The organism is Sinomonas susongensis (assembly GCF_005877005.1).
Classification (GTDB): Bacteria; Actinomycetota; Actinomycetes; order Actinomycetales; family Micrococcaceae; genus Sinomonas; species Sinomonas susongensis.
The window spans coordinates 172291-196291 of the sequence record NZ_SSNH01000006.1 but is presented as its reverse complement, the minus strand read 5'-3'; the positions used below and the strand labels follow the sequence as shown (position 1 = coordinate 196291).

Genomic DNA, 24001 nt, shown 5'->3' with positions numbered 1-24001 from the left:
CACGAGGGGAACCGAATTAGTCCCGTCTAGGTGTTGAAGTGGTTCCCCTCAACACGAGGCTTCCCTCGAAAGCCACCCTGGTGGCGGGGAGGGTCCCCGGGCTCGAGTGCGCGGTCAAGGCGTGGACAGCCTCGGCGGCTGCTTCGTCGACCCTGAACGAGATGGTGGAAAGAGGAGGGAAAGTGGTCGTCGCGAGGGCATCGTCGCACCCGATGATGCTGACATCCCCGGGAACATCCACCTTCTCTTCCGCGAAGCCTCCCATGAGACCGTGGGCCAGAACGTCGTCGAAGGCGATGACTGCCGTCGCCCCGTTGCCTACCACGGTCCTACTGAGGGCCTTGGCTGCCTCGTACGTCCCGGGACCAGCGCTGTAGGACATGAAGTGCAGGCCCAGTTCCCGAGATCGCTTCTCCACAGCCGCTCGACGCTGGCGGTTCGACCAGGAACGCTCCGGGCCTCCCACATACGCGATCCGGGTGTGCCCCAGACCCGCCAGGTGGGACAGTGCGGCGTGAATGGCACTCGTTGCGTCGAGCAAGACTCTGAATGTCCCGCCTACATCCCGATTAACCAACGCGAGTCGATAGCGCCCCGACAGATCACGGAGACGCGACGAGGGAAGCCTCGAGGACACGACGAGGAGCCCCTCGACCTGCGGTGCCATGGCGATGATCAGCCGTTCCTCGCGGTCCGGGTTCTCGTCACTGTCCGCAAGGAAGACGGCCAGGCCGGCGGCGGTCGCGTGATTCTGAGCCGCGCGGATGAGCGGCGGGAAAAAGGGATTCGCGATATCGGGGACGATGAGCCCGATGGCTCCGGCTTTGCCCGTCGAGAGTGCTCTGGCATGGTTGTTGGGAACGTAGCCAACGGCTTGGGCGGCCGCGAGCACCCTGTCCACCGTGTCGGTGCGAAGGAGGTCAGGGCGGGTAAAGGCGCGCGAGACTGTCGACGGGGAAACGCCGAGCTGCGCCGCAAGCTGGGTGATGGTCGGCCGTGGAATCACTGGTGGCTGGCTAATCTGACGGCTGCGCGCACCAGTTCTTCCGCACTCCCGCGGGCGAACGGCGCCGGCATGCCGTAGTAACGGTGTGCATCGATGACTTCGTAGCCTCCGAATTCGTATTCATCCTGTGGGGGGAGGTACCCCGGGCACCCATTCGTGTACCCCGTGACCATCACCGTACCGCCAATCCCGGCTGCTGCGGCGTCTGCCGTTTCGAGAAAGGGCTCACCGGGCAGAGCGACGATTGTGAGTGACCCCCATCTGATGACGCTCACAGGCGCGAGCCACATCAGCTCGTCGGTCGCTGTGCACCCTTCGGCCCAGTTGATCCATGTCCTGAGGAGGGCTCGGCGGCCCGGATCCGCGGAGTCGGCCTCAGCCAACCATTTGGCCGCCAGTTCCCTCGGTCCACAGCTGTCGAGGGGTTCCATTCGGAGGCTCACACTCTGTTTCCGAACACTCGTAGGAGAACGCTCCGGGAGCGGCCTCATCTTTTGCGCCGGCTCGCCGAGAACCCTCTGCGCGATAAGCTCGCCGATTCGTCTGGCCTCCTCCATGGTCCGTCCCGATCCTCCTCCGAGGCTGTAGGACGCCTCCGCGGAATGGCCGGTGTTGACGTCTCCGGCTGCTCCCGGCAGGAAGAATGCGGTAGAACCAGGGGCACCTGCCTCGAGCGAGTTCCGGGCGAAGGCGGGATAGTCACCGCTGATCAGACGGTTCGAGGGCCCGACGACGACCGGATGGCAGGGGTAGAGCAGGACCCACGCTATGACCCGGCCGCCCGGCCTGCGAAAGGAAGCCAGCTGGGCAGCGGGGTCGATGGTCCGCTCCACATGACGGCGGTTGGAAGCGACGCCTATGCCGGTGGCCTCCCGGTAGAAGAGCTCGGCGGGTTCCTGACGGGTGATCGCTTCCTCGGCAGCCCTGACAGCGGCGGCAACAACTTGGTCGAGCACCTTCTCGTCGTGGCCTCCCAGCCGCCCGGGCATGATGCAGGGGCCAGCGTGGGTGTGGGTCGCCGTGACGGCCACGTTCCCGGTGGGAACCGGCAACGCGCTCGCGATCTGGTGGCACGTCATCTCGTGGAGCCCGCAGGCATCAACCGTGATCAAGCAAGTCTCGTCTACCGCCAATGCTCGGACGCTCACCGGATCGTGGACTCCCGTACTGGGGTCAGTCCGGGCTGCGAAGCCCGCCATCCTCGTCCCCGGAGGCGGGTAGACGTCGACGACGGCGGCGCCGACCCTAAATGGCGGCTCGCCTTCCCGCTTCCCACTCACTCCGGACCGCCCGCTACCCAGCGGCCTGACTGCACCGCGCCCACCACCTGGCCGAGGCTCGCCTCGCTGGAGCCTAGGAGTACGAGATCGGCGGGCGCTCCGGGCATGAGGTGGCCCAGGCCTGGGCGCGTTGAAGGGATGACCCGGGCGGGAGTTGAGGTGACCAGCTTGAGCGCCTCGTCAAGGGCCAGACCCACCTCTGCGAGCACGAACCGGAAGCCGCTCGCAAGGTCTGCCGCGGCACCCGCCAGCAGCTGGGTCCCGACGTACGAGAGGCGGCCGTTCTCCGAAAGATCGACCGTCCCGCCAACCGGGGTCTCGTAGCGCCCCGGTTCCTTCCCGGCGAGGGCAGTTGCATCCGAGACGAGGTATGCCCGTTCGGTGCCTTTGGCCCTGAGCATCACCTTGAGCGCCTCCGGCGGCAGATGATGACCGTCCGCGATGAGTCCGGCCGTGAGCCTGTCGTCGGCGAGCTGCGTCCAGAGGACGTTGGGGTGCCGAGGAATCGTCGTAGAGATGCCGTTGCCCAAGTGCGTAGACAGCGTTGCGCCTGCGTCCACGGCCTCCGACACCTGTTCGGGGGTGGCATGCGTATGGCCGATGGCAACTTCAACCCCAAGGGCACGCATGCGCGCGATCTGGCGCATTGCGTCTGCCGTGTGGGGCGAGACTGTCACAATCCCTACGAGACGGCTTGCCCTCTTCCAGCGTTGTACTTCTTGAGCATCCAGCGGCCGGACCCACTGTGCATCGTGGACACCTCGTGGGCCGTCTTGGTCAGAGATGAACGGACCTTCGATATGGACGCAAGGGACGGCCGCATGGGTGATCGGGTCTTTCTCCCGGGCGGACGAGATGACCTGCAGGGCGTTGACGATGGCTTCCTCGGGGGCGGTGACGATGGTCGGAACCCAGCTGGTCACACCCTTCTTTGCCAATTCGCCGGTAATATCCATGACCGCTTCGGGGGTGATGTCCTCGCCGTTGATGTCCAGTCCTCGATAGCCGTTGACCTGGCCGTCAATGAAGCCAGGGGCTATATACGGAAGCTCTGCATCCGCGGGTACTCCGAGATCCGTGACGGACACGATTCTCGTGTCGTCGTACGCGACCTCCAAGGTCGTGCCGCTATGAGGGTCCTTGCCTCGCACATGTCTCGCCATCATCACAGCTTTCGCACTCGCCCCTTGAAACGCTCGATGAACCTACCGTTCGCCTCATCACCGCCTGGTGCGTTCCCGGAGCGCCACAAGGGAGGATCGATCCCCTTCGCGCTCAGCTTGGCGATCGTTGCGGTCGTGAGCCAGTTGAGGGCGAACGCATTGGCGAATGTCGAGACGGCGGCCGTCTTCTCCGTGACGTTGGGGATCTCCATCACGGCGTCACCGACGGGCACTTTGCTGTCAATGTGGTAGTCGACGACGTCGTGCAGATTCAGCTTGCTGGGATGGCGCGCCGGATGCCCTTCGCTCGTCTGATCAGCGTGCGATCGCGACGAGACGCCGACAGTGGTCACGGACCTCTCCCTCGCGGTCAGGGCCGCATCGATCAGTGCGCTATTGATCCCGTAGGCATTGACCAGGATGAGGATGTCGCCGGCACCGAGTCCGGCGTCGTCGATGACGATTCGCCCGTAGCCCGGCGTCCGCTCAATGGCCATCGAACGGAGCGCACCATTCGAAAGCAGCGTCCCCTCGTCGAGCAGTGCCGAGATATGCATGAGACCACCCGCCCGAAAGAAAATCTCCTGACTGGCAAGGTTGGAATGGCCGCCTGGTCCGAAAACGTAGATGAGGCGGTCTTCCGCGATGTGGTCGGCCAGGAGTGCCGCGATCCTGTCTACGCTGGCAACCTCTTCGGCACGAATCCGCTCCAGGAGGCCCGTGACTTTCTGGAAGTACTGCTCGGCCAGGCCCGCAGTCACGTCCGCGCTCTCGGCTCCATTCACTGAAGGCATCTTGTTCATCGAGGTCACCTTGGATCTGCCTCTGCGTCGAGGTACAGCGCTACGTTGGGATGAGTCCGCAGAGCAGTACCGGGATGCTGCCCGCTCACGGGTTGGTTCAGTGTGTCGGCCACTGCGTTCCGCTTCGCCTTCCCTGCGACAGAACCGATAATTTCGACGGCGTTCAGGAGCCGCGGGATCGTCACGGTGATCGCCCGGTCCGGGACATCCTCGAAGCGCCCGAACAAGCCTTCATCGACCTGTTGCTGGCGGCTCACGGGATCCAGGGCGATGACCCGCGCTGGTTCCGGATCATTGAGGTCTGCCGGCGGGTCGTTGAACGCGAGGTGTCCATTGACGCCGATGCCGAGCAGGACGACGTCGAACGGCTTTTCGCCCATGATGCGGCCGTATCGCTCTGATTCCTCTTCCGCCGCCTGAGTCGTGTCGATCGCGTGGAAAGTCGCCTCCGGCACGTGGGTGAAGAAGGTCTGGCGCAACCAATTCCCGAAGCCCTGTGGAGCATCCTGGGGAAGACCGATGTAGTCGTCCATGTGGAAGCAGGTCACTTGGGCCCACTCGATTCCCGGTTCGGCCGCAAGGGCCTGAAGCGTCGCTTCCTGGCTCGGCGCCGCGGCGAGCATCATCCTTGCCTCTCCCTTCTCGGCGAGGGTGCGGCGCAGGGCAGCCGCCGCACGGCGGCCGGCATGCAGGCCCATTTGCTCCCGCGTCGGGTACGAGGAAACGGCAACAGGGTAGGTGGTCGTCGTGGTCACAGGGGGTTCCTCTCGGAGTCGAGTTCAGTGATGAGAAGCAAGGCACGAGCAATGTGGAAGGGGTCCTTCACGGGCAGCGCAACGACCTCGTCAAGCGGTCTCCCATGACGGTCGCGGATCTGAGTCCATTCCCCTCCCCGGGGCTCGGGGAAGGTGTCCAGAGTGTAGGCGCATAGCCGGTCGCGCCATTCGCGGAGATCCGCCCGGTCAAATTCGGCTGCAAGGCGTTGCGTGGCGTAGAGGGCCTCAACGTGCACCCACCACAGCTTCGTGTCCCACGTCCGCTGCACGAGCACTTCGTAACGGTCGTCGCCGAACAATCGGCCACGTGGCTGGCCGCCGTCCGCGTCGACGTAACGGAAGATGCCGCCGTACTCCTGGTCCCATCCCAGCTCGAGGGCCCGCACCGCGAGATCCGGGAGCCACGCCGGGATACGCGGGCCGAGCGAGGGGATCGCCTCCGCGGCGTCCGCCACCATCCAGGTCATCTCCAGAAGGTGCCCGGGAGTCCGATGCCGGGCAAGCAGGGTGTCACGGTCGCCGTCATCATCCGGGCGGTACTCCCACCAGGCATCACGGCGCCACATCCCGCTCCCGTCCGAGCCGTCCCCTAGGAGCTGGTCCAAAGCCCACTCGGCGGTCTCCGCGCTCTCACTGGACCCACTGGATCGGTGCAGTTCAGCCCCCACGTTGAGCAGCAGCATGAATCCCGCTGCATCGGTGAATCCCGCCCGGACCGGGTAGGGCTCCGACGGAGCCGTCCTCGAACTGATCCTCTCCCTCGCGTGCCGCAGCAGTGCGTGTGAGATCTGGAGCCATTGGGAGCGTTCGTCCGTGGCGGCGCCCGGCACACGCGCAGCTCCGGCCAGACCGAGGGCGGCGAAGAGATCCGCGAGCACGCTGACTGCGAGTTCTCCGTTCCGCCCACTGGGGAGCGGCCTACCGTCGACGCTGGTCCGGTACGCGACCACGGGGCCTGGGAGAAGCGTGTGGTCCTGAAGGAAGCGGGCGGTCGCGACTGCCATCCTCTCCCATTGGCTTGCATCGGAGGTGATCGCCCCACCTCGGGCCGCGGCAGCTAGCCTGGCACAAAGCCAGGCCCACCGTCCTTGCGACCAGGTGTACTTCTCCGACGATAGAAGGCGTCCGTCATTGGAGAAGCAGGTCAGGACTCCTCCCTGCTCGGTGTCCGCCCCATGTTCCAACCACCACGGCAGCACATTGTCGAGCAGCTCGCTCTGGACTCGCTCCGCTTCCGCAGTCACGAGGCATCAGCCGCCACGGCCACAGGCAACTCGACGACCATGTCGTGGTCGAGAGATTCGACGAGCTCGTCCGAGGCGGCGCTGTGCCATGGCCGAATCCAGCCCATGACGACGTAGATGACGATCGACGCCACAATGGGTGCGGCCACCAGGATGCTCTGGGCGCTCGCCGAGCCGAGGCTCGCGATAGGAGCAGCCAAGGCGTACTTGGTGAGGGCGAAGACGATCAGCCCGGCGGCCCAGGAGAAGAGTGCTGCCGACGGGCCGCAGCGACGGAACGGCTTGAGCATTCCGAGCAGCATCGGCACCGCTATCGGGCCGACCAGCGCGCCGAACCACAGGATGATCAGGCCGAGCACGCCGCCGAACGAGCTGGCGCTCAGCGCAATGACCATTGACAGCCCGATGAACAGGAACGTTGACACGCGTCCGGCGGCCAGCTCCAGCTTTGAGGACAGGGGCCGGTGCGATCCGCGGAGGGCCGGGATGATGTCTCGAACGACGACGGCGGAGATCGCGTTCGCATCAGACGAGGACATGGCCATGGTGTGGGAGAACATCCCTGCCACGACAAGTCCGATGAGACCCACGGGAAGCAACTGCTGGGTCAGTAGCGCGTAGGACTGATCTGGGTGAGTCAAGTTCGGCAGTATCAGCGGGGCGGCCCACATCGGGAAGAAGAGGACGAGGGGCCAGAACAAGTAGAGTGCGCCGGAGAGCAGCAAGGACTTTCGAGCCGCAGAGCCAGTCGGCGAGGCGATGAAGCGCTGGGCAAGGTTCCATGTGCCGCCGTTGTAGGAGATGGTGCTGATGAGGATGTAGGCCAGGAAGAAGGGGAGCGTGTAGTCGCCCCCGAACGGCTGGGCGTGGGAAGCGGGCAGCCTGGTCCAGATGCCCCCGATGGCTGAGACCCCGCCAAGCCGGATCAGCGAAGAGACGAGCATCGCGATGCCGGCCACGAGCTGAATGACGAACTGGCCGAAATCGGTGAGCGCGTCCGCCCAAAGGCCGCCCACGGTCGAGTAGATCAGCGTGACGCCGCCGACGATCAGAACGCCGAGCGCAACGGGAACGCCTGCAAACACGTTGAGGAGCAGGGCGCTGGCGGCCCATTTGGCCGCGACGTCGAAGACCTTGAGTGCGGCGCCTGACCAGGCGAGCACCTGTTGGGCGGGCAGGTTGTAGCGGGTGCTCAGGTATTCGAGCGGCGAGATGATGCCGAGACGCTGCCTCAGCCGCGGCCACCGTGGTGCGAACAGGAAAGAACCTATAAGGCAGGCAATGGTGATCGTGATCGCCCACCAGACGTACAGGGCGAACCCAGTGGTGTAGGCGATGGCGGCGTACGCCACGAACACGGCGGCGGAGTATCCGGACATGTGATGAGAGATGCCGGACAGCCACCAAGGCATACGGCCTCCAGCAGTAAAGAAGTCAGCGGCGTTCGTGACACGCTTCTTCGCCCACAAGCCGATTCCGACCATGACGACGAAGTAGCCAGACAGAACGAGCCAATCGCCAATGTGCATTTCCAGCCTCCTCGATGGAACGCGGCCCTCCAGTTTGGGGGGCGTTGAATCGTCATGTTTCTCTGCAAACGTTTGCATGACAAGGGGTTTGGGGAGGCGGATTTCGGCATCGGCGAAGGTGGGTCTGAGAGTCCTAGGAAAGGCAGGGAGTGGGCTCCGGCCTGACAGCCAGGCTCACGGTGCGTAGCTTGGAAGCATGCCTACCGCACGTGCTTACGCGGCGCCGTCCGCGACCGAACCCCTTGTTCCGATCACCATCGAACGCCGCGAACCGGGGCCCCACGAGGTCCTCATCGCGATCAAGTTCGCCGGCATCTGCCACTCGGACATCCACACCGCCCGGGGCGAGTGGGGCGCCGTCTCGTACCCCATCGTCACTGGCCACGAGATCGCCGGCGTCGTCGAGGCGGTCGGCGCCGAAGTGGAAAAGTACGCCGTCGGCGACAGGGTCGGCGTCGGCTGCTACGTCGACTCGTGCCGGAAGTGCGCCAACTGCCTCGCCGGTGAGGAGCAGTACTGCCTCGAGGGCGAGATCGGCACCTACAACGCCATCGGCCGCGACGGCAAACCGACCGCAGGCGGGTACAGCACCTACATCACCGTCGAGGAGGACTATGTCCTGCGGATCCCTGACGGGCTCGACCTCGACGTCGCCGCGCCTCTGCTGTGCGCCGGAATCACGCTGTACTCACCGCTGAAGACCTGGCAGGCCGGCCCCGGCAAGCAGGTCGCAATTGTCGGGATGGGCGGCCTCGGGCACATGGGCGTCAAGATCGCCCACGCGCTCGGTGCCGAGGTCTCGGTCATCAGCCAGTCGCTCAAGAAGCAGGACGACGCGTTCCGGCTCGGTGCGGACCACTACTACGCCAGCTCGGACGAGAGCACGTTCGAGGACCTTCAGGGTCGCTTCGACCTGATTGTCAGCACGGTCTCCTCCGACCTGGACCTCGACGCCTACCTGTCCCTCCTGGCCCTCGACGGAACGTTCGTCGCGGCCGGACTCCCGGAGAACCCGATGAGCTTCGGCCCCGGCTCCCTCGTCGGCTTCCGCCGCCGCCTCGCCGGAACGAAGAACGGCGGCATCCGCCAGACGCAGGAGATGCTCGACTTCTGCGCCGAGCATGGGCTCGGCGCAGAAATCGAGGTCATCCCAGCCGAGAAGATCAACGAGGCCTGGGACCGCGTCGTTGCAAGCGACGTCCGCTACCGGTTCGTGATCGACACGTCCACGCTGTGACTCGAAGCGTCGCCTAGCTCACGGGTGCGGTAGCACCTTCGTGTAGCCGTCTACGCGCTTGTCGAACTTCTCATAGGCATCCGGAGCCTCGTCGAGCCCGACCTCATGCGACACGATGAGGGAGGGCTCGGCGCGGCCCGCGATGATGAGATCGCGCAGGTACCGGTTGTACTTCTTCCCCGGGCACTGCCCACCGAACACGACGACGGTGTGCCCGGGGCTCACCTCTGCGAGTTCGGCGCCGTGGTACCCCGTCGGGAAGATGTCGGAGAGCAGGGTGAAGTCGTTCTCGTGATCCGGCGCAACCCCTTCGGCACCTGAGGACAGCATCGGCACCGCGCTGTATGCGGTCGACTCGATGATGCTCTCAGATGCGCCGGAAGCGGGCGCTGACGGGGCACTCGAAGGGGTCCCGGGCCGCGAGCCCGACCCTGTTGAGGTAGGAGATCACGATCCCGTAGGAGCGCCAGATGGTCGTCTCCGCGTACGGGACGGCGAGCTGGGCGCACTGCTCCCGCACCAGCCTGCGGGCCTTGGCGAGGTGCGGCCGCGGCATGCTCGGGAACAGGTGGTGCTCCACCTGGTAGTTCAGGCCGCCCATGAGCCACGTGGCCCACCAGCCGCCGGAGATGTTCCGCGAGGTCCGGACCTGCTTGCTGAAGAAGTCGAGCTTCGCGTCAGCTGCCACGATGGGCATCCCCTTGTGGTTCGGCGCGAAGGTCGCCCCCATGTAGAGCCCGAACACCGCGACCTGGACACCGAGGAATGCGAATCCCATGCCCAGCGGCAGCCCCCAGAAGAGCGGTACCAGGACCAGGCCGAAGCGGAGTGCGAGCAGGCCCAGTTCGGTCCAGCGTGCCTTGACCGGGCGTCTGGAGAAGAGGTGCCGGAAGCTCAGATAGTGCAGGTTGATGCCCTCGAGCGTCAGGAGAGGGAAGAACAGCCACCCCTGGCGGCGAGTGATGAAGGCCCGCCATCCCCTCGCCTTCGCCGCGTCTTCCTCGAGGAAGGAGACCGTGTCGACCTCGATGTCTGGATCGCGGCCCACCCGGTTCGGGTTCGCATGATGACGTGTGTGCTTTGAATCCCACCACGAGAAGCTCACCCCGGCTACAACGGCGAGGGCTCGGGCCAGCACATCGTTGGCCGGTCCGCCCGCGAGGATCTGGCGGTGGCCAGCCTCGTGCGCGAGGAACGCCACCTGCGTGAAGAGGATGCCGAGAGCGGCAGCAATGAGGAGCTGGAACCAGCTCTCACCCAGAAGAACCGAACCGGCGGTGCATGCCGCGAGGCCGACCAGGAGGATTCCGCCTACGAGCGCGTAGAACCATCGGGCACGGCGTAGGAGGCCCGACTCGCGGATCGTCTGGGAGAGACCCAGGTAGGCCTTGGTCAGCGGAGGGAAAGTCTCCGTGCCCGCATAGGTTCGACGACCGGAAGAGGAAGGAAGTGCGGGGCTAGAGACTACGGCGATCAGGCACCTGTTCAGTGGATGTAATTGTGCGGTCACCCTCGTTGGGGTGGGATCCGGCGGCGGGGCCCCTGGGGCGATCCGCCCGCCGGATCCGTCGATCAATCGCTCAACGCGATTGATCCCTCAAGTCGATTGCTTGGCTCAGAGCGGGCGAATGTTCGTCGCCTGGGGGCCCTTCGGGCCACGCTCAGTGTCGAACTCGACCTGCTGGCCCTCTTCGAGGGAGCGGAAGCCCTGCGAGACGATCGCGCTGTAGTGCGCGAAGACGTCGGGGGCGCCGCCGTCCGGCGCGATGAAGCCGAAGCCCTTTTCAGAGTTGAACCATTTGACGGTGCCAGTGGCCATAGTCAGTCTTAACTTTCTGTTTGATTCGGCCGCAGGAACTGCCAGCGGCCATGGTATGCCGGTAAGGGCATTCTGATCAGTCTACAGACGATCAGGAGTTATAGCTAATCGTCGTGCTGCCGTTGCTGGAGACGATGCGCCCGCCCTGGAAGTCCTGGGCCGTACCGTTCGTGACCGCGTAGACCTCGCTCGTCGGGTAGCCGAGCTTCCCGGTCTCGAACCCGGTCGACTGCCAGGCCTGACGGATGGGGCCGTACGACCCGTGCGCTCCCGTGGCCGACGACCAGATGATCGCGCCGCCCTCGTAGTTCTGGTAGGTCCCGCCATTCTTGATGCCCGAGACGACCTCGGTCGTCGGGTACCCGAGCACTCCGGTCTCAAAGCCGGTCGTCGACCACTCCTGCCGGATGGGCCCGTACGACTCGTGGGTTCCCGTGGTGGGCGAGGAGACGATGGCGCCGTTCTCGTAGTTCTGGTACGAGCCGCCGTTCTTGATCCCCGTGACGACGTTGCTCGTCGGATAGCCGAGGGTCCCCGTCTCGAAGCCCAGCTGCTGCCATTCCTGCCGGATCGACCCGTATGACTCGTGGGTTCCCGCCGTCGGGGAGGAGATGATCGCCCCGCCCTCGTAGTTCTGGTAGGAGCCGCCGTTGACCATCCCCGTGACGACGTTGGTCGTCGGGTAGCCGAGGATTCCGGTCTCGAAGCCAAGCTGCGACCAGCGGGTCCGCATCGGCCCCACGGACTCGTGCGTGCCCGCCGTCGGCGACGAGATGATCGCGCCGTTCTCGTAGTTCTGGTACGAGCCGCCGTTCCGGAGGCCGGTGATGGTCTCCGTCATCGGGTAGCCGAGCGCGCCCATCTCGAAGTTGAGCTGCCCCCAGCGCTGGCGGATGGCCCCCATGGAGGAGTGTGCGCCCGTGGTCGGGGACCAGATGATCGCCCCGCCTTCGTAGTTCTGGTACGCGCCGCCATTGCGGAGGCCACCGACCTCGTCGGTGGTCGGATAGCCGAGTGGCCCGTTCTCGAATCCAAGGGCAGACCAGCGTGACCGGATCGCACCGTGCGAGACCATGGCGCCGTTTGCCGGCGTCCAGATGACGGCGCCGCCCTGATAGTTGCGGTAGTAGCCGCCGTTGCGGATGGCGGTGACCGCGCCGGTCGCCGAGCCCAGACCCCACTGCGAAGCCTTAGCGTCCATCTGGGGGCTCACGACCGCGGCCATCGCCGTGATCGTGACGGTTGCCGAGGACGACGAGACCGAGTTGACGGTGACCTGGGTGCCGCCGTCGGTCGTGAAGGTCTGGCCGGGCTGCCAGGAAAGGCTGTACGAGTAGTAGCCGCTGTAGGGCTTGGTGCTCGGCGGGATGAGCAGCGACTCCGCCGGGTCGATGTCAGTCTTGAGGATCTGGATTCCCTGGTTGCCGCTGGTGGCAGTCGGGGCGTCATAGCCGACGGGAGCCTTGTACTGGAGGGAGTACACCTCGCCCGTCGCCGGGTCGGTGAACTTGACCCCGCGACTTGCCCCGGTCCCCGCCCACGGGGTGAGCGTGTACGTCCGGGCGGTTCCCGCCGTGCCCACATCCTGGATTTCATTGCCGTTGCCGAAGCCGCCGTACTGGAAGAGCACCGAATCGAGATACGGCCAGCTGTACTGCGAGATGCCCATGATGCTGTTGTTGTTGCCGTACTCGCGGGAGGAGCATGCTGGGTCAGAGAAGGCACTGCCCACAATCTGGGAATCCATCGCACCGTCGGTGCACTGCAGGATGTTGGAATGCCCGAGGCCTTGGATGTGGCCGAGTTCGTGCGTCATGACTGGCCCGGTGAAGCTCGACTGCTGCGCCAGGACGATGCGGCCGTACTCGTCGCCGAGCGCGTTGCCCATCTGCCACGTCACACCGAGCGCGCCGGAGACCCCGCTCACCGAGACGTTCGCATTCGGGATCATCACCATGAGCACCTTGTCGGGCGCGTCGGACCAGCCGAGGTTGGCAGCGACGGCGTTCGTGATGCTGGAGAAGTCCGCGGTCGACGACAGATTGATCGACATGCCCTGCACGGTTCGGGCGAGGTTGAGCGTGATGTGGCCTGCCGACACGGTCTGCCAGTAGTCGTGGGCGGACTGGAAGGAGTTGTTGAGCGCGGTCGAGTCGTACGTCGCATTGGGCTGGTCGGTCGTCTTGACCGTGACGATCGTGACCGCGATCTGGGCCGTGCGCTGCGGATAGGAGAGCTCGGGCTGGACGGCGGCGGGCCTCTGGATGCCCGCGGGCACGGCGGCCGGAGCAGCCCCACCCGGCGAGGCGAGGGCCGAGGTCGCCGGGGCGGCGGCGAGGAGGACGGCGGCGACGGTCGAGGCAAGCCCGAGGCGACCTCGATGTGCTGTGTGTTCCGGCTTGGCCATGTCGGTCAGTCCTCTCGCCTTTGGCGCATTCCGCGCCAATATTACTGATATATGACAGGCCAGAGAAACCCCTTCTCCAGGGGGTCATCCTCCGAGACTAAGCGCGTCAACCACTCCCTCGCGGCGGCGCCCAGCACTAACGTAGGTGCCACGGCCGCTTCGGGCCGGGATCGCCACGCCGCGGGAGGAGCCGAGTGGGAGACATCGCGAACGTCGGCCTGGAGAGCCAGAGGCACGTCCTCTCTGTTCTCGACCGGGACCCCGGGCTCGACCGGACGGCCGGCACCGACCTGGAGGAATTCGGGCGCCGGTTCGAGCGGCACTTCCCGGATCTCGAGCGGCTCTTCCGCTCCCTCTACGGCTCACGCGACGATTGGCTCGATCAGCTCGCCGCGCTCGTCGTCGACTGCGCGAAGTCGTGGGAGCGCCGCCCGGCCGAACTGAAGGCGCTCGACGCCCGGCGCGAGGCTGAGCCCGGATGGTTCCAATCGCGGGAGATGGTCGGCGCCGTCTGCTACGTGGACCGATACGCCAAGAACCTCGAGGGACTCCGCGAACGCATCCCCTACTTCGACGAACTCGGCCTCAAGTACCTGCACCTCATGCCCCTGTTCCTCGCGCCCGAACCCAACTCGGACGGTGGCTACGCCGTCTCGAGCTACCGGGAGGTGAACCCCCGGGTGGGCACGATGGGCGAGCTCCGGGACGTCGCGGCTGAGCTCCGCCGACACGGGATAAGCCTTGTTCTGGACTTCATCTTCAACCACACCTCGAACGAACACGAGTGGGCCAAGCGCGCCGCCGCGGGCGACCCGGAGTTCGAGGACTACTACTGGATCTTCCCGGACCGGACGGAGCCCGACGCCTACGAGCAGACTGTCCGGGAGATCTTCCCAGACGACCACCCGGGATCATTCGTGCAGCTTCCCGACGGGAGGTGGGTGTGGGCCACGTTCCACAGCTTCCAGTGGGACCTCAACTACTCGAACCCTGCGGTCTTCCGGGCGATGGCGTCGGAGATGCTCTTCCTCGCGAATCAGGGCGTCGAGATCCTGCGCATGGATGCCGTCGCCTTCATCTGGAAGCAACTGGGAACCGCCTGCGAGAGCCTGCCCCAGGCCCACGACCTCCTCCGGGCCTTCAACGCCGTCTGCCGCCTCGCCGCGCCGTCGCTCCTGTTCAAGTCGGAGGCGATCGTGCACCCGGACGAGGTGGTCAAGTACGTCGACCCCGCCGAATGCCAGCTCTCCTACAACCCGCTCGAGATGGCCCTCACATGGGAGGCGCTCGCGACCCGCGACACTCGGCTCCTCTCCCAGGCCCTCGAACGGCGCCACAACCTCCCGCCGGGTACGGCCTGGGTCAACTACGTGCGCAGCCACGACGACATCGGCTGGACGTTCGCGGACGAGGACGCGGCCGAACTCGGCATCAACGCCTTCGACCACCGCCGCTTCCTCAACGCCTTCTACGTAAACCGCTTCCCCGGCAGCTTCGCCCGCGGAGTCGCGTTCCAGGACAACCCCCGAACCGGAGACTGCCGCATCTCCGGCACGACCGCCTCACTGTGCGGCCTCGAGGACGGCTCTCCCGAGGCGGTTCGTCGCATCCTGCTCGTCCACTCGATCGCCATGAGCACGGGCGGGATCCCTCTCGTGTATCTCGGCGACGAGGTCGGGCAGCTCAACGACTACTCCTACGGCGAGGAGGCCGGCCACGAGGCGGACAGCCGGTGGGTCCACCGCCCGCACTTTCCCGCTGGGAGCTACGGGCACCGTGGCGACCCATCGACACCGGAAGGCGCGGTCTATGCCGGAATCCGGCAGATGCTCGCGGTGCGGGCACGGACGCCCCAGTTCGCGGGCAACCGCCTCATCGGCTTCCACACCCACAATCCGCACGTCCTCGGATATCAGCGGCCAGGCGATGGGCAGCCACGCGACGAGCGACCCGGCGACGACGGAACCGAGGGTGCCGGTCCGCGGGAGGCGGCCGCCGTCGTCATCCTCGCCAACTTCGACGACTCGCCTCAGCACGTCGCTGCGGCGACGCTCTCCGGTCTGGCACCGGACGCCGTCGACCTCCTGACTGGGCACAGCAGGCCGCTCGGCGGCGGGCTCACCCTCGCTCCCCACGAGTTCGTCTGGCTCGCCGACCGGTCGGCGGGCCAGCAGGACAGGCGGAGCGGGCCCCGGGCATGAAACGGCCGCGGCGCCTGGGCGTCGCGGCCGGATCGGGTGGACCTGGTCTCCTAGTGCGAAGGCATCATCCTGTGATGCGTGTCGATGGCGGGCTTGATCGCCGCTGCGGTGACACCCGCCGCGATGATCCCCGTGATCCAAGAAGTCCACGCCGCGCCCGTGTGGTCGTAGTACGCACCAATCCACGGGGAGATGAACAGCAGGACTCCGAAAGCGCACTGCGCGTACTCGAGCCACGGCGTGCCCGGGAGCGCCAGGTTGCACACTGCCGAAACGATCAGCAGGATGCCGAAAATGAGCATGAGAGACATCGACGAACCGGTCTGATTGGTCCAGAAGACCGACAGCGCGGCGTACAGGCCGCATATACCTGCGACGTAGTCCTCCCAACGCGTCCACTTCTTCATTTGGTTACTCCTCCCAACATTCCGCTCCCCCGGCCTCCCGAGGGAGCCGGTCAGTGGTTGGTGGTCGGTGCTTCCGCGCCGGCGCGCCGGAGCCGCTGGCCTCTATCAGTACACGACGCTCCGACCCATGCTGTAAAGGGCACGCATGGTAACGGACTGGGCATCATTTTCGGCCGTGGTCGGGCTGGAAGGGCCCGGCATTCAAGCCCTCGGCGGCTTCTCCCAGGGCAGGGATCCGCAGGGTGAAAGTGCTCCCCTTCCCGAGCTCGCTCGCGCAGTCGAGGCGCCCGCCGTGCTGGACGGCGACCTCGTACGCCAAGGCGAGGCCGAGCCCGGTGCCGGGAGTGCCGGAGCGCTTCGCGTCGTCGCTTCGGTGAAAGCGGGTGAAGGCCCGTTTGACGTCGTCCGGGGACATCCCCATCCCCTGGTCCTCGACGGTGACCACCGCCCACTCGCCCTCTCTTGCAGCGGCGAGCGTGACCTCCGTGCCGTCGGGCGAGTACTTGATGGCGTTGGAGACGAGGTTGTCCAGGACGCGCCTGAGCCCCGTCAGATCAGCCAAGGCCGGCAGGCGAGCCCCGGCTTGGACAGCGAGGCGGATTCCGGCGTGGTCGGCCTCCGGAAGCGCCGTGGCCGCGGCTTCCCGGAGGATCTCGGCGAGGTCGACTCTGGTCCAGGCCAAGGCTCCGGCCGCGCCGGTCGTGGCGGCGGCGAGGATGTCGTCGACCATCTTCTTCAGGTGGCCCGCGTTGCGCGCAATGACGTGGAGGTCCCCGCGCCCCGCGGGAGTGAGGGCCGGTTCGGCGTCGAGGAGCTCGGTGTAGCCGATGATGCTGGTGAGCGGCGTGCGGAATTCGTGCGACATCGCGGCCAGGAAGCTGTCCTTGGCCCGCACTGCGGCGAGGACGTCGGTGATGTCGGCGAAGGCCAGGACCGTCCCGGCGCGACGGCCGGCCGCGTCCCTGAACTGGCGGGCGGACACGGACACGGCCCGTGCGGCGCCCCCGTTGCCGAGGCGGTAGACGGTGTGAGCGAACTCCTCCCCCGCGACGGCGCGGGCGGCAGGCCGCTCCTCAAGCGGCGCCGGCACCTCGGAGCCCTCGCGATAGACCAGGAGCTCAGCCTCCGGGGCATCCTCGACGCCGGAAGGGAGCGCCGCGCGATGGAGGTGCCGCTGACGGGCGTTCATGAGCATGTCATGGCCGTCGGCCCCAATCACCACTACCCCGACGTCGACTGTATCCACGATCGTCTCGAGGAGCCGGTACCGCGTCTCACTCCGTTCCAGCAGCTCCTCGGTCCGCGCCTGCTGGGCTTGGCTGCTCGCCGTCATGACCGACGTCGCGACCCCGATGGCGAGCATCACGAACGGGTAGATCAGCGGCGCCGCCAGAGCCTGCGGAGTCGCGCTCCCCGAAGCCAGGAGAGGAACCCAGACCACCAGGAGGGCACCGATTCCCGCGGCCGGGACCGTGAGCTTCGGGCGGTAGCCCGAACCTGCGAGCCACATGACGGGGAAGACGGCCAGCAGCCCGGCACCCGCCAGCACTGCCGACGACGAGTCGCGCAGGAGCGCCACCGGGATGAAGTCCAGGAGGGGAATGGCCAGGAATGACGGGTAGGGCAGCCGGTCCCAAGGCACAGCCACGCACAGGCCCAGGAGCACAAGGACTACGGCCTGCCCCTGGACGAAGACCGGGTCGACGAGCTCAGCGGGGTTCGAGACGCCGAAGAGCACCACTGTGAGGACCATCGTCAGATTGAGTGGCAGCTGGCTGAGGATGACCCGACGCCTCAGGCTCAGTTCGTGGAACCCATACCGGCCCAACAGCAGGACGTCGATCAGCCGCTCCATGGTGGTCCCTTCCCCTGTTCTTGATCGCACAGCACCTCTTGATCGCACAGCACCGGAACCGTGACAGACCACTGTAAAAGTTACTCGGTGGTAGGAGGGTGGTGCTCTAGAGGGGACGGCGCCGTCGAGGGTGTCGTTGAAGGGGACCGGCCGGCCGTCGGCGGATCACGCGTCGAACTTGGTCTCGACCTCCGAGCCCGTCACGCTCGAGACGACAGTGCGGGCCACGTCCGCAAGCTTCTCGTTCCGTGCGTTGCTGGCCCGCTTGAGGATCTCGAACCCTTCCTCGGGCGAGCACCGGTTCTGTCCGATGACGACCCCGATGGCGATGTCGATGACCGTCCGGCTCTTCATGGCCGCCGCCCGGTGTTCGGCGAGTTCCTGCTGGTGCGCATAGCGTGCAGCGAGCCGGAGCACCCACGAGACTGCTCGCCGACAGTGGCCGACGGCGGCGAGCAGCGCATGGGAGTCGACCTCGGCCTCTGAGCCGAGGATGACGAGGGCGGCGCGCGCCTCGTCCTCGAGGGGAACCGGGAGTGCCATCAGGAGCTCGGCGGCGGCAGGCTTGCCGTGCACCTCGGCGGGATTTGCGATCTCCGTGGCATGGCCCGCGGGGCCGCGCCGGCCATCGCCGTTCTCGGGCACGATCACGGAGACCGAGTCCGCGAGCACGGATCGGAGCGGGCTCGTCTCACGCGCCAGCCATGCATTCATGGTTCGTTCGGTCGCCTTGTCGCTCGCGGTGACGAGGATCGGACGACGAGGCCGCTGCACGGCGATGCCGCACGCGACCGAGTGCTCGGCGAGCGCCTCGGAAGCCCAGCGGGCGAGGCCCTCGGCAACATCCTCCAAGGCGCGGTGCTCGAGCAGCAGCCGGTGCAGTTCCGAGTACTCCAGTTCCAGATCGTCGTTCCGAGCCTCCGCCCCGGACTGCCGGCGGTTCGTAGGGCTCGTTGACTCCATGTTTAGGCTGTACCCCAAAAAAGCGCATCCTAAGCACGGGTTTAAATCTGTGGAATGGCCTGCGTTTTCAGGCGCGCGGTGCCCGCTGCTCGGACCACGGCAGACGGGTGTGGGCCACGACCCGGATCTTCTCCACCGACGGATCCTGGGCGCCCGGAACGACCATTCCCGCCGCGACGCCGCTGCGCAGGTAGTCGACAACGGCCTCGTTGATGTTCTCCCCCGGGACGACGACGGGGATCCCCGGTGGGTAGGGCGTGAGCTGTTCGGCGGCGATCCGCCCCACAGCGTCCTTCGCGTCGACGAGCTCGGCCTCGGCGAAGAACGCCTCGCGTGGCGGCATCGCGGGCTCGAGCTCGAGCTCCTCCGGCGTGGGGAAGTCAACCGGCCGGGGGCGCGGGAGAGTCGGCGCCTCCTCAGCGAGGCGGCGGAGCGACCCGAGGAGCCGGTCGGCCGTCTCCTCGGTGTCCGCGAGCGAGAGCGCCGCCTGGATGTGGTCGTGGTCGAAGAGGCTCAGATCGAGGCCCTCGTGCTCGCGCAGCCAGTCCCCCGCGTCATAGCCGCTCACGCCGAGGGCCGAGACGTCCATGAGGACCTGGAGCCTGTCGAGGTCGTGGGAGGACTCGGCGCCGAGGAGCTCGTCCTCGAGCACGTGGAAGCCCGGCATCCCGTCGATCTCGCGGCGGAGCTTGCGCGCGACGTCGAGCGCGTCCCCCAGCACCCGGTGCCCTTCCTCGACCATGTGGCGCCGCCATCCGTCGATCGCCGAGAGGATGAGCACGTTCGTGCTCGTGGTGCTGAGGAGGTCGGCGCACGTCGAGAGGCGATAGCTGTCCACAAGGTCGCCCTGCAGGTGGAAGACCGAGCCCTGCTCGAAGCCCGCGCCCATCTTGTGCACGCTCACGACGCACACGTCCGCGCCGGCCGACATGGCCCACGGAGGAAGGTCCTCGTGGAACGGCAGGTGCGCCCCCCACGCCTCGTCGACGATGAGTGGCTTGCCGTGGCGGTGGCAGACCTCCGCGATGCCCGCGATATCGGCGCAGGTGCCATACGGCGTCGGACTCACGATGAGGCACCCCGCCGCCCGCGGGTACCGCTTGAAGCCCTCGTCGACGGCTTCGGGAGACGGCGGGTGCGCGATATGGCGCTCCGGGTCCCATGACGGCGAGACCCACCGGGGCATGAGGCCTGCGAACACGAGACCGGCCACGACCGACTTGTGCACATCCCTCGCCACGAGGAGCTGGCCCTTGCCTCCCGCGACCGCGAGCATCGCAGCCTTGACCGAGAGCGAGCTGCCGCACGTCGAGAAGAACGCCTGGTCGGCGCCGACCGCATCGGCCATGAGCTCCTCGGCCTGCTTCAGGATGCCCCGGGACGCCTTGCGGTCGTCGAGCCCTCCCGTCATGAGGACATCGGAGCGGAACGCGTCCGCCCCGATCGCATGGAGCGTCCTCGCGTCCACGCCGCGCCCCTCCCGATGGCCCGGGGGCGTGAAGCCGTAGTGATCGGACTTCTTGTAGTCCTCGAGTGCGGCGAGAATCGGTGCTTCGCTCTGGTCCATTCGGCTCCCTTTCCGGAGGGGGTCAGGTTGGGCGGGGTCAGGTCTGGGGATCCTGCCTCGGCAGGTCAGTCGTCTTGCTGGCGCTCTTCTGCTCCACGGTCACTTCGCCGTGGGGCTCGTCTGAGACCCGGTCGCGCCCCTCCTCCGGCTCCGTCATGAGCGCCGGTTCCGGAGTGCGGCCGACGACGACGGGCACGGCGAGGAACATCACGGCGCACAGGGCGGCGAGGGCTCCCGCGACGATCCACGACGGCCAGCGGCCGAGGACGACGTCGAAGATGAGTGCGGCCGTGCCGACGATGAGGAGGGCAGCGAGGGCGAGGCCCACTTTCGCCGCCCAGGCCCCGTTCGCCACGAGCCGGTTCTTCACCTGGTGGCGGAACAGCCTGCGGTGGACTGCGAGGGGCATGAGCACGACCGAGAGCGCGGTCGCGGCGACGATGACGAGGGCCAGGTACAGGGTCTTCTCGTAGGAGTCCAGCACCGAGAAGCGATTCTGGAACGGGAGGGTCAAGAGGAAGCCCGCAATGAGCTGGAGGCCGGTCTGGAGGATGCGGAGCTCCTGCAGGATCTCGCCCCAGTTGCGGTCGAGCTTCTCTGCATACGTCTCATTCCGGCGGTACAGGGCATGGCTCACACCGTCGCGCGCGCCGTCACTCTTCGCGTCGTTCCCCCGCGCGTCCTGGCCTCGTCCTTCCAGATCAGTGTCGGATGACATCGATCCGCTTCTCGCCGGGCATGACAGCCCCTTCCCTGCTGGATTCGATTGACCGCCAGCGGCTGTGCCGCCAGCGGTCCGCTTCGTTTCCTTTCAGTCGTCCGGTATGGCCGGACCGCCCGGCCCGAATGGATCCGGGGGTCCCCCGGGTCCGGGGAACGGCTGGTTGGGATCCGGCGGTCCGTCTGGGCCGCGGCCGGGTTCCGGCTGCTGTGGAGGCAGTCCCGGAACCGGGTCGGGCGATGGTTCGGGGCGTTCCTCCGGTGGAAGCGTGGTCTCGGACGTCACAGTCATCGCTGCAGACATGGTCCTCCTCACGACGTCTCGGTTACTCGGACACTGGATCGTTTCCCGATTCGAGAGCCGTTACACCTGCAGTAGGAGTTTCGCCGGACCTATCTCACTGCGAGAGGAAGGCGATGAGGTCCCCTACGCGATACGAGGTCTCTCACCTTGGGCATCGTTCCCCGATCTGTCCGGCCGCGGTGGCCATCGTCCCGAGTCAGCGCGCCGCCTGGCCCGCGCTCCCCAGCACCTCGGTCGCCTCGGCGTCGCGGTCCGGAACCGTAGTCGGGCTCTCGAGGTGGACAGCGTGGGATGGCAGGACGCCCGCGCCCCCGTAGCGTTCCATGACGCGCCACTGGGCGACGACGTCCTCGCCCGCGTGGACGGGAGGAAGGTCGCGCCAGAATTCGAAGCCGCCGCATTCGACGAGCGCGTCCCGGCGGAACAGCACGCAGCCGCCGACCCACGCGACGCGGTACGCGGTCCACTCACCGGTGCGCAGTCGCCCGGCAGTGAGGGCGCGGGCGGCCAGATGCGCCGGGTTGGCCGCGTTGTGCAGAGTCCAGCGCTCGAACCCCGGCTCGTCGGGTCCGAGCCGCTCGGGCTCGACGGGGCCCTCCCAGGGTTCGAAGGGCTCGAGCTCACGGTCGCGCTCGTCGCCGAGATAGGAAAGGCCTTGGACGGCCATGCCGACGAAACCCGCCCCCGTCACGTCGAGGGCCTCGCGGAGCGTGCGCAGTCCGCCAGGCGCGAGCCAGACGTCGTCATCCAGGAAGAGGATCCTCGGCGCGGCGGACTGCTCGAGGAGGAACTGGCGGTGCTCGGCAAGGCCTTGGCGCGGCCCGTGGCGATGCACTGCGACGGGCCGGCCCTGTGCCTCGAGGACGCGGATCATGGCCTGCGCGGCCGGATGCTTCCAGCCCGGTTCGCCGTCGCTCTGGTCGCTCACGACGACGCCGAAGTCGACGTCGGTCTGCGCTGCGAGCCCCGCGAGCGTCGTCGCGAGCTCGGCCGGCCGATTGCGCGTCGGGATGAGGACCTCGACCGGGGGCTTCCCAGCCTCCGGGAGACCAGACTGCTCGCCCCACAGCTCTGGGCCGCGCGCGGTCACGAGAGTTCTCCCCAGTCCGAGGCGGCATCCTCGAGTCCGCTCGCGTCTGACCCTGCATCGACGCTCGCGTCGGCGCCGACGGGGCGTCCCCGGGACACGCCGGGGGCCTTCCGCTCGACGTAGCCGAGCAGCTCGAGCCGGCCCCCGACCTCGCGCACGGCGGACTGCTCGGCGAGCATGCCGGGAAGGTAGTCGCCACCCTTGACGTACACGTCCGGGCGAAGCTCGCGGATGAGCGGCACGGCCGTCTCGGAGTCGAAGACCACGGCGCAGTCCACCGAGCCGAGGGCCGCGACGACGGCCGCGCGGTCCTCCTCGCCCACCACGGGCGGCGCGCCCCGGAGCCGGCGCACGGAGTCGTCCGAATTGATGCCGACGACGAGCAGGCCGCCGTGCCGGGCGGCCTCGTCGAGGAAGGCGGTGTGCCCGCGGTGCAGCTCGTCGAAGACCCCGTTCGTGAGGACGACGGCGAACCCCGCCTCGCGCGCCTCCTCGACCGCACGCCGCGTCTCCGCCCAAGTCCGCACGGCGCTCGGCCGCTTGAGCGCCCGCTCCTCGACCGCCGTCGTGCCCGTACCGGTGCTGGTTGTGCCGGTGTTGTTCACGCCGGTGTTGTTCGCGCCTTCGGCCCCCGCGGCCCCGCCGAGCTCCGCGAGGAGCCGCTCCGCCGTGCACGTCGACGTGCCGGGAGACTCGACGACGACGTCCGCGGCGGCCTGCCCGACGTCGGCCGCGTCGTCGATCGGGAGGCCTGCGGCGAGGCCGAGCGCGAGCCCGGCGACGAAGGTGTCGCCCGCGCCGACGGCATTCTGCTCAGGTGCCGGGCGGGCCCGGGTCCTGTGCCGCACGGGGTCGGACTGGCCGGACTGGTCGGCCTGGTCCGGGCCGAGGAGGATCGTGCCGTCGCGGTCGAGGGTCACGAGGGTGTGCCGGGCGCCCGTGGCGCGGCTCAGTTCCGCGGCGTGCGCGGCGGCCCACGCGACCCGGTCCTCGCGCGGGGCGGCCGAGCCAAGGAGCTCGGCGGCCTCGCTTGCGTTGGGTGTCACGACGTCCGCGTGCAGGCTCGCCCAGCCCGCCGGATGGCGTGCGTCGACCACGAGCGCACGGGCGCGGGCCCGGGCGGCAGAGCGGTCGAGGGCAGCGAGCGTGCCAAGGCCGTAGTCGCAGAGCACGACGGCGTCCGCCTCGCCGAACGCCGCGAGGGCCCGTTCGCACGCCTCGCGTGACTCGTCGTCGTCCGCGGTCCGGCAGAAGTCGGAGCGCAGGAGCAGGTGGCCCTCTGCGACGAGCCTGGCCTTGACCGAGGTACTGCGCCCTGGAAGCCGCACGATCGAGTCCGTGTCGACCCCAGCCTCCGCAAGCCTCGCGACGAGCGCTGCGCCGGGTTCGTCGTCGCCCACGACGCCGACGAGCCGGACCCGGGCGCCGAGGGCCGCGAGGTTCATCGCCGTGTTGGCCGCGCCTCCTGGCGCGTCGAGAGTGCGTTTCACGTCGAGCACGGGAACAGGGCCTTCACGGCACAGCCGCTCGGCCGTCCCCTCCCAGCGCCGGTCGAGCAGGACGTCACCGACGACGAGGACGCTCGGGCGCTTGTCGTGCAGGATCTCGATCAGGTGCTCGGCTCCCATAC

At 67.4% G+C, this 24001-nt stretch carries 20 protein-coding genes; 2 read left to right on the top strand and 18 right to left on the bottom strand.

The annotated features are described in order from the left end of the window. Window positions 1-16 precede the first annotated feature (16 nt). From E6A21_RS10125 to E6A21_RS10095, 7 genes are all read right to left on the bottom strand, one after another. Complete coding sequence (locus E6A21_RS10125) at window positions 17-1006, bottom strand: LacI family DNA-binding transcriptional regulator (RefSeq protein ID WP_171041352.1); 990 nt, start codon at window positions 1004-1006, stop codon at window positions 17-19. After that, window positions 1003-2286: a neutral/alkaline non-lysosomal ceramidase N-terminal domain-containing protein gene (locus E6A21_RS10120; RefSeq protein ID WP_171041351.1), complete on the bottom strand. Its 1284-nt coding sequence runs from the start codon at window positions 2284-2286 to the stop codon at window positions 1003-1005. Before E6A21_RS10120 ends, E6A21_RS10125 begins: the two co-directional genes overlap by 4 nt. Continuing rightward, window positions 2283-3452, bottom strand: a complete 1170-nt coding sequence (locus E6A21_RS10115; RefSeq protein WP_138444011.1) for an N-acetylglucosamine-6-phosphate deacetylase — start codon at window positions 3450-3452, stop codon at window positions 2283-2285. Before E6A21_RS10115 ends, E6A21_RS10120 begins: the two co-directional genes overlap by 4 nt. Beyond that, window positions 3452-4252 (bottom strand): sugar isomerase domain-containing protein, encoded by an 801-nt coding sequence (locus tag E6A21_RS10110; protein WP_212745907.1) that lies wholly within the window; start codon window positions 4250-4252, stop codon window positions 3452-3454. The genes E6A21_RS10115 and E6A21_RS10110 overlap by 1 nt, the downstream gene beginning before the upstream one ends. Window positions 4253-4257: 5 nt before the next feature. Continuing rightward, on the bottom strand, window positions 4258-5007 hold the full coding sequence (locus E6A21_RS10105; RefSeq protein ID WP_212745906.1) for a 6-phosphogluconolactonase: 750 nt from the start codon (window positions 5005-5007) through the stop codon (window positions 4258-4260). Then, the gene (locus tag E6A21_RS10100; RefSeq protein ID WP_212745905.1) at window positions 5004-6032 is read right to left on the bottom strand and encodes an AGE family epimerase/isomerase; all 1029 of its coding nucleotides are present in this window, start codon (window positions 6030-6032) and stop codon (window positions 5004-5006) included. The genes E6A21_RS10105 and E6A21_RS10100 overlap by 4 nt, the downstream gene beginning before the upstream one ends. 236 nt (window positions 6033-6268) lie before the next feature. Continuing rightward, entirely contained in the window at window positions 6269-7801 is a 1533-nt protein-coding gene (locus E6A21_RS10095; protein WP_138444009.1) for a sodium:solute symporter family protein, read from the bottom strand. 196 nt (window positions 7802-7997) lie between these two features. Between E6A21_RS10095 and E6A21_RS10090 the strand changes: the two genes are divergently transcribed. Then, on the top strand, window positions 7998-9038 hold the full coding sequence (locus E6A21_RS10090) for an NAD(P)-dependent alcohol dehydrogenase (RefSeq protein ID WP_138444008.1): 1041 nt from the start codon (window positions 7998-8000) through the stop codon (window positions 9036-9038). An 18-nt stretch (window positions 9039-9056) separates the two neighbouring features. Here E6A21_RS10090 and E6A21_RS18020 read toward each other — a convergent pair whose 3' ends face one another. From E6A21_RS18020 to E6A21_RS10070, 4 genes are all read right to left on the bottom strand, one after another. Then, complete coding sequence (locus E6A21_RS18020) at window positions 9057-9374, bottom strand: MDR/zinc-dependent alcohol dehydrogenase-like family protein (RefSeq protein ID WP_212745904.1); 318 nt, start codon at window positions 9372-9374, stop codon at window positions 9057-9059. Between the two features lie 31 nt (window positions 9375-9405). Next, window positions 9406-10527: a fatty acid desaturase family protein gene (locus tag E6A21_RS10080; RefSeq protein WP_425471540.1), complete on the bottom strand. Its 1122-nt coding sequence runs from the start codon at window positions 10525-10527 to the stop codon at window positions 9406-9408. 126 nt (window positions 10528-10653) lie between these two features. Continuing rightward, window positions 10654-10857 carry a cold-shock protein gene (locus E6A21_RS10075; RefSeq protein WP_138444007.1) on the bottom strand — a complete coding sequence of 68 codons (204 nt, stop codon included), beginning with the start codon at window positions 10855-10857 and terminating at the stop codon, window positions 10654-10656. A 91-nt stretch (window positions 10858-10948) separates the two neighbouring features. Beyond that, complete coding sequence (locus E6A21_RS10070) at window positions 10949-13264, bottom strand: LGFP repeat-containing protein (protein ID WP_138444006.1); 2316 nt, start codon at window positions 13262-13264, stop codon at window positions 10949-10951. Window positions 13265-13458: 194 nt separating this feature from the next. On the opposite strand from E6A21_RS10070, the gene E6A21_RS10065 reads away from it, so the two are divergent. Continuing rightward, window positions 13459-15465 carry an amylosucrase gene (locus tag E6A21_RS10065; protein ID WP_246036342.1) on the top strand — a complete coding sequence of 669 codons (2007 nt, stop codon included), beginning with the start codon at window positions 13459-13461 and terminating at the stop codon, window positions 15463-15465. A 50-nt stretch (window positions 15466-15515) separates the two neighbouring features. On the opposite strand, the gene E6A21_RS10060 is transcribed toward E6A21_RS10065, so the two are convergent. The 7 genes from E6A21_RS10060 to E6A21_RS18140 all read right to left on the bottom strand — a co-directional run bounded on the left by E6A21_RS10060 (window position 15516) and on the right by E6A21_RS18140 (window position 23999). Beyond that, complete coding sequence (locus tag E6A21_RS10060) at window positions 15516-15872, bottom strand: SPW repeat protein (RefSeq protein WP_138444005.1); 357 nt, start codon at window positions 15870-15872, stop codon at window positions 15516-15518. A 163-nt stretch (window positions 15873-16035) separates the two neighbouring features. Then, entirely contained in the window at window positions 16036-17727 is a 1692-nt protein-coding gene (locus E6A21_RS10055; protein WP_138444004.1) for a sensor histidine kinase, read from the bottom strand. A gap of 165 nt (window positions 17728-17892) precedes the next feature. After that, window positions 17893-18690 carry an ANTAR domain-containing protein gene (locus tag E6A21_RS10050; RefSeq protein ID WP_138444003.1) on the bottom strand — a complete coding sequence of 266 codons (798 nt, stop codon included), beginning with the start codon at window positions 18688-18690 and terminating at the stop codon, window positions 17893-17895. Between the two features lie 67 nt (window positions 18691-18757). Beyond that, on the bottom strand, window positions 18758-20257 hold the full coding sequence (locus E6A21_RS18300; protein ID WP_138444002.1) for an aminotransferase class I/II-fold pyridoxal phosphate-dependent enzyme: 1500 nt from the start codon (window positions 20255-20257) through the stop codon (window positions 18758-18760). Between the two features lie 37 nt (window positions 20258-20294). Further along, entirely contained in the window at window positions 20295-20975 is a 681-nt protein-coding gene (locus tag E6A21_RS10040; RefSeq protein WP_212745903.1) for a DUF6328 family protein, read from the bottom strand. A gap of 502 nt (window positions 20976-21477) precedes the next feature. Next, complete coding sequence (locus E6A21_RS10035) at window positions 21478-22371, bottom strand: glycosyltransferase family A protein (protein WP_246036341.1); 894 nt, start codon at window positions 22369-22371, stop codon at window positions 21478-21480. Further along, window positions 22368-23999: a PfkB family carbohydrate kinase gene (locus E6A21_RS18140; RefSeq protein ID WP_138444001.1), complete on the bottom strand. Its 1632-nt coding sequence runs from the start codon at window positions 23997-23999 to the stop codon at window positions 22368-22370. Before E6A21_RS18140 ends, E6A21_RS10035 begins: the two co-directional genes overlap by 4 nt. Window positions 24000-24001: the final 2 nt, after the last annotated feature.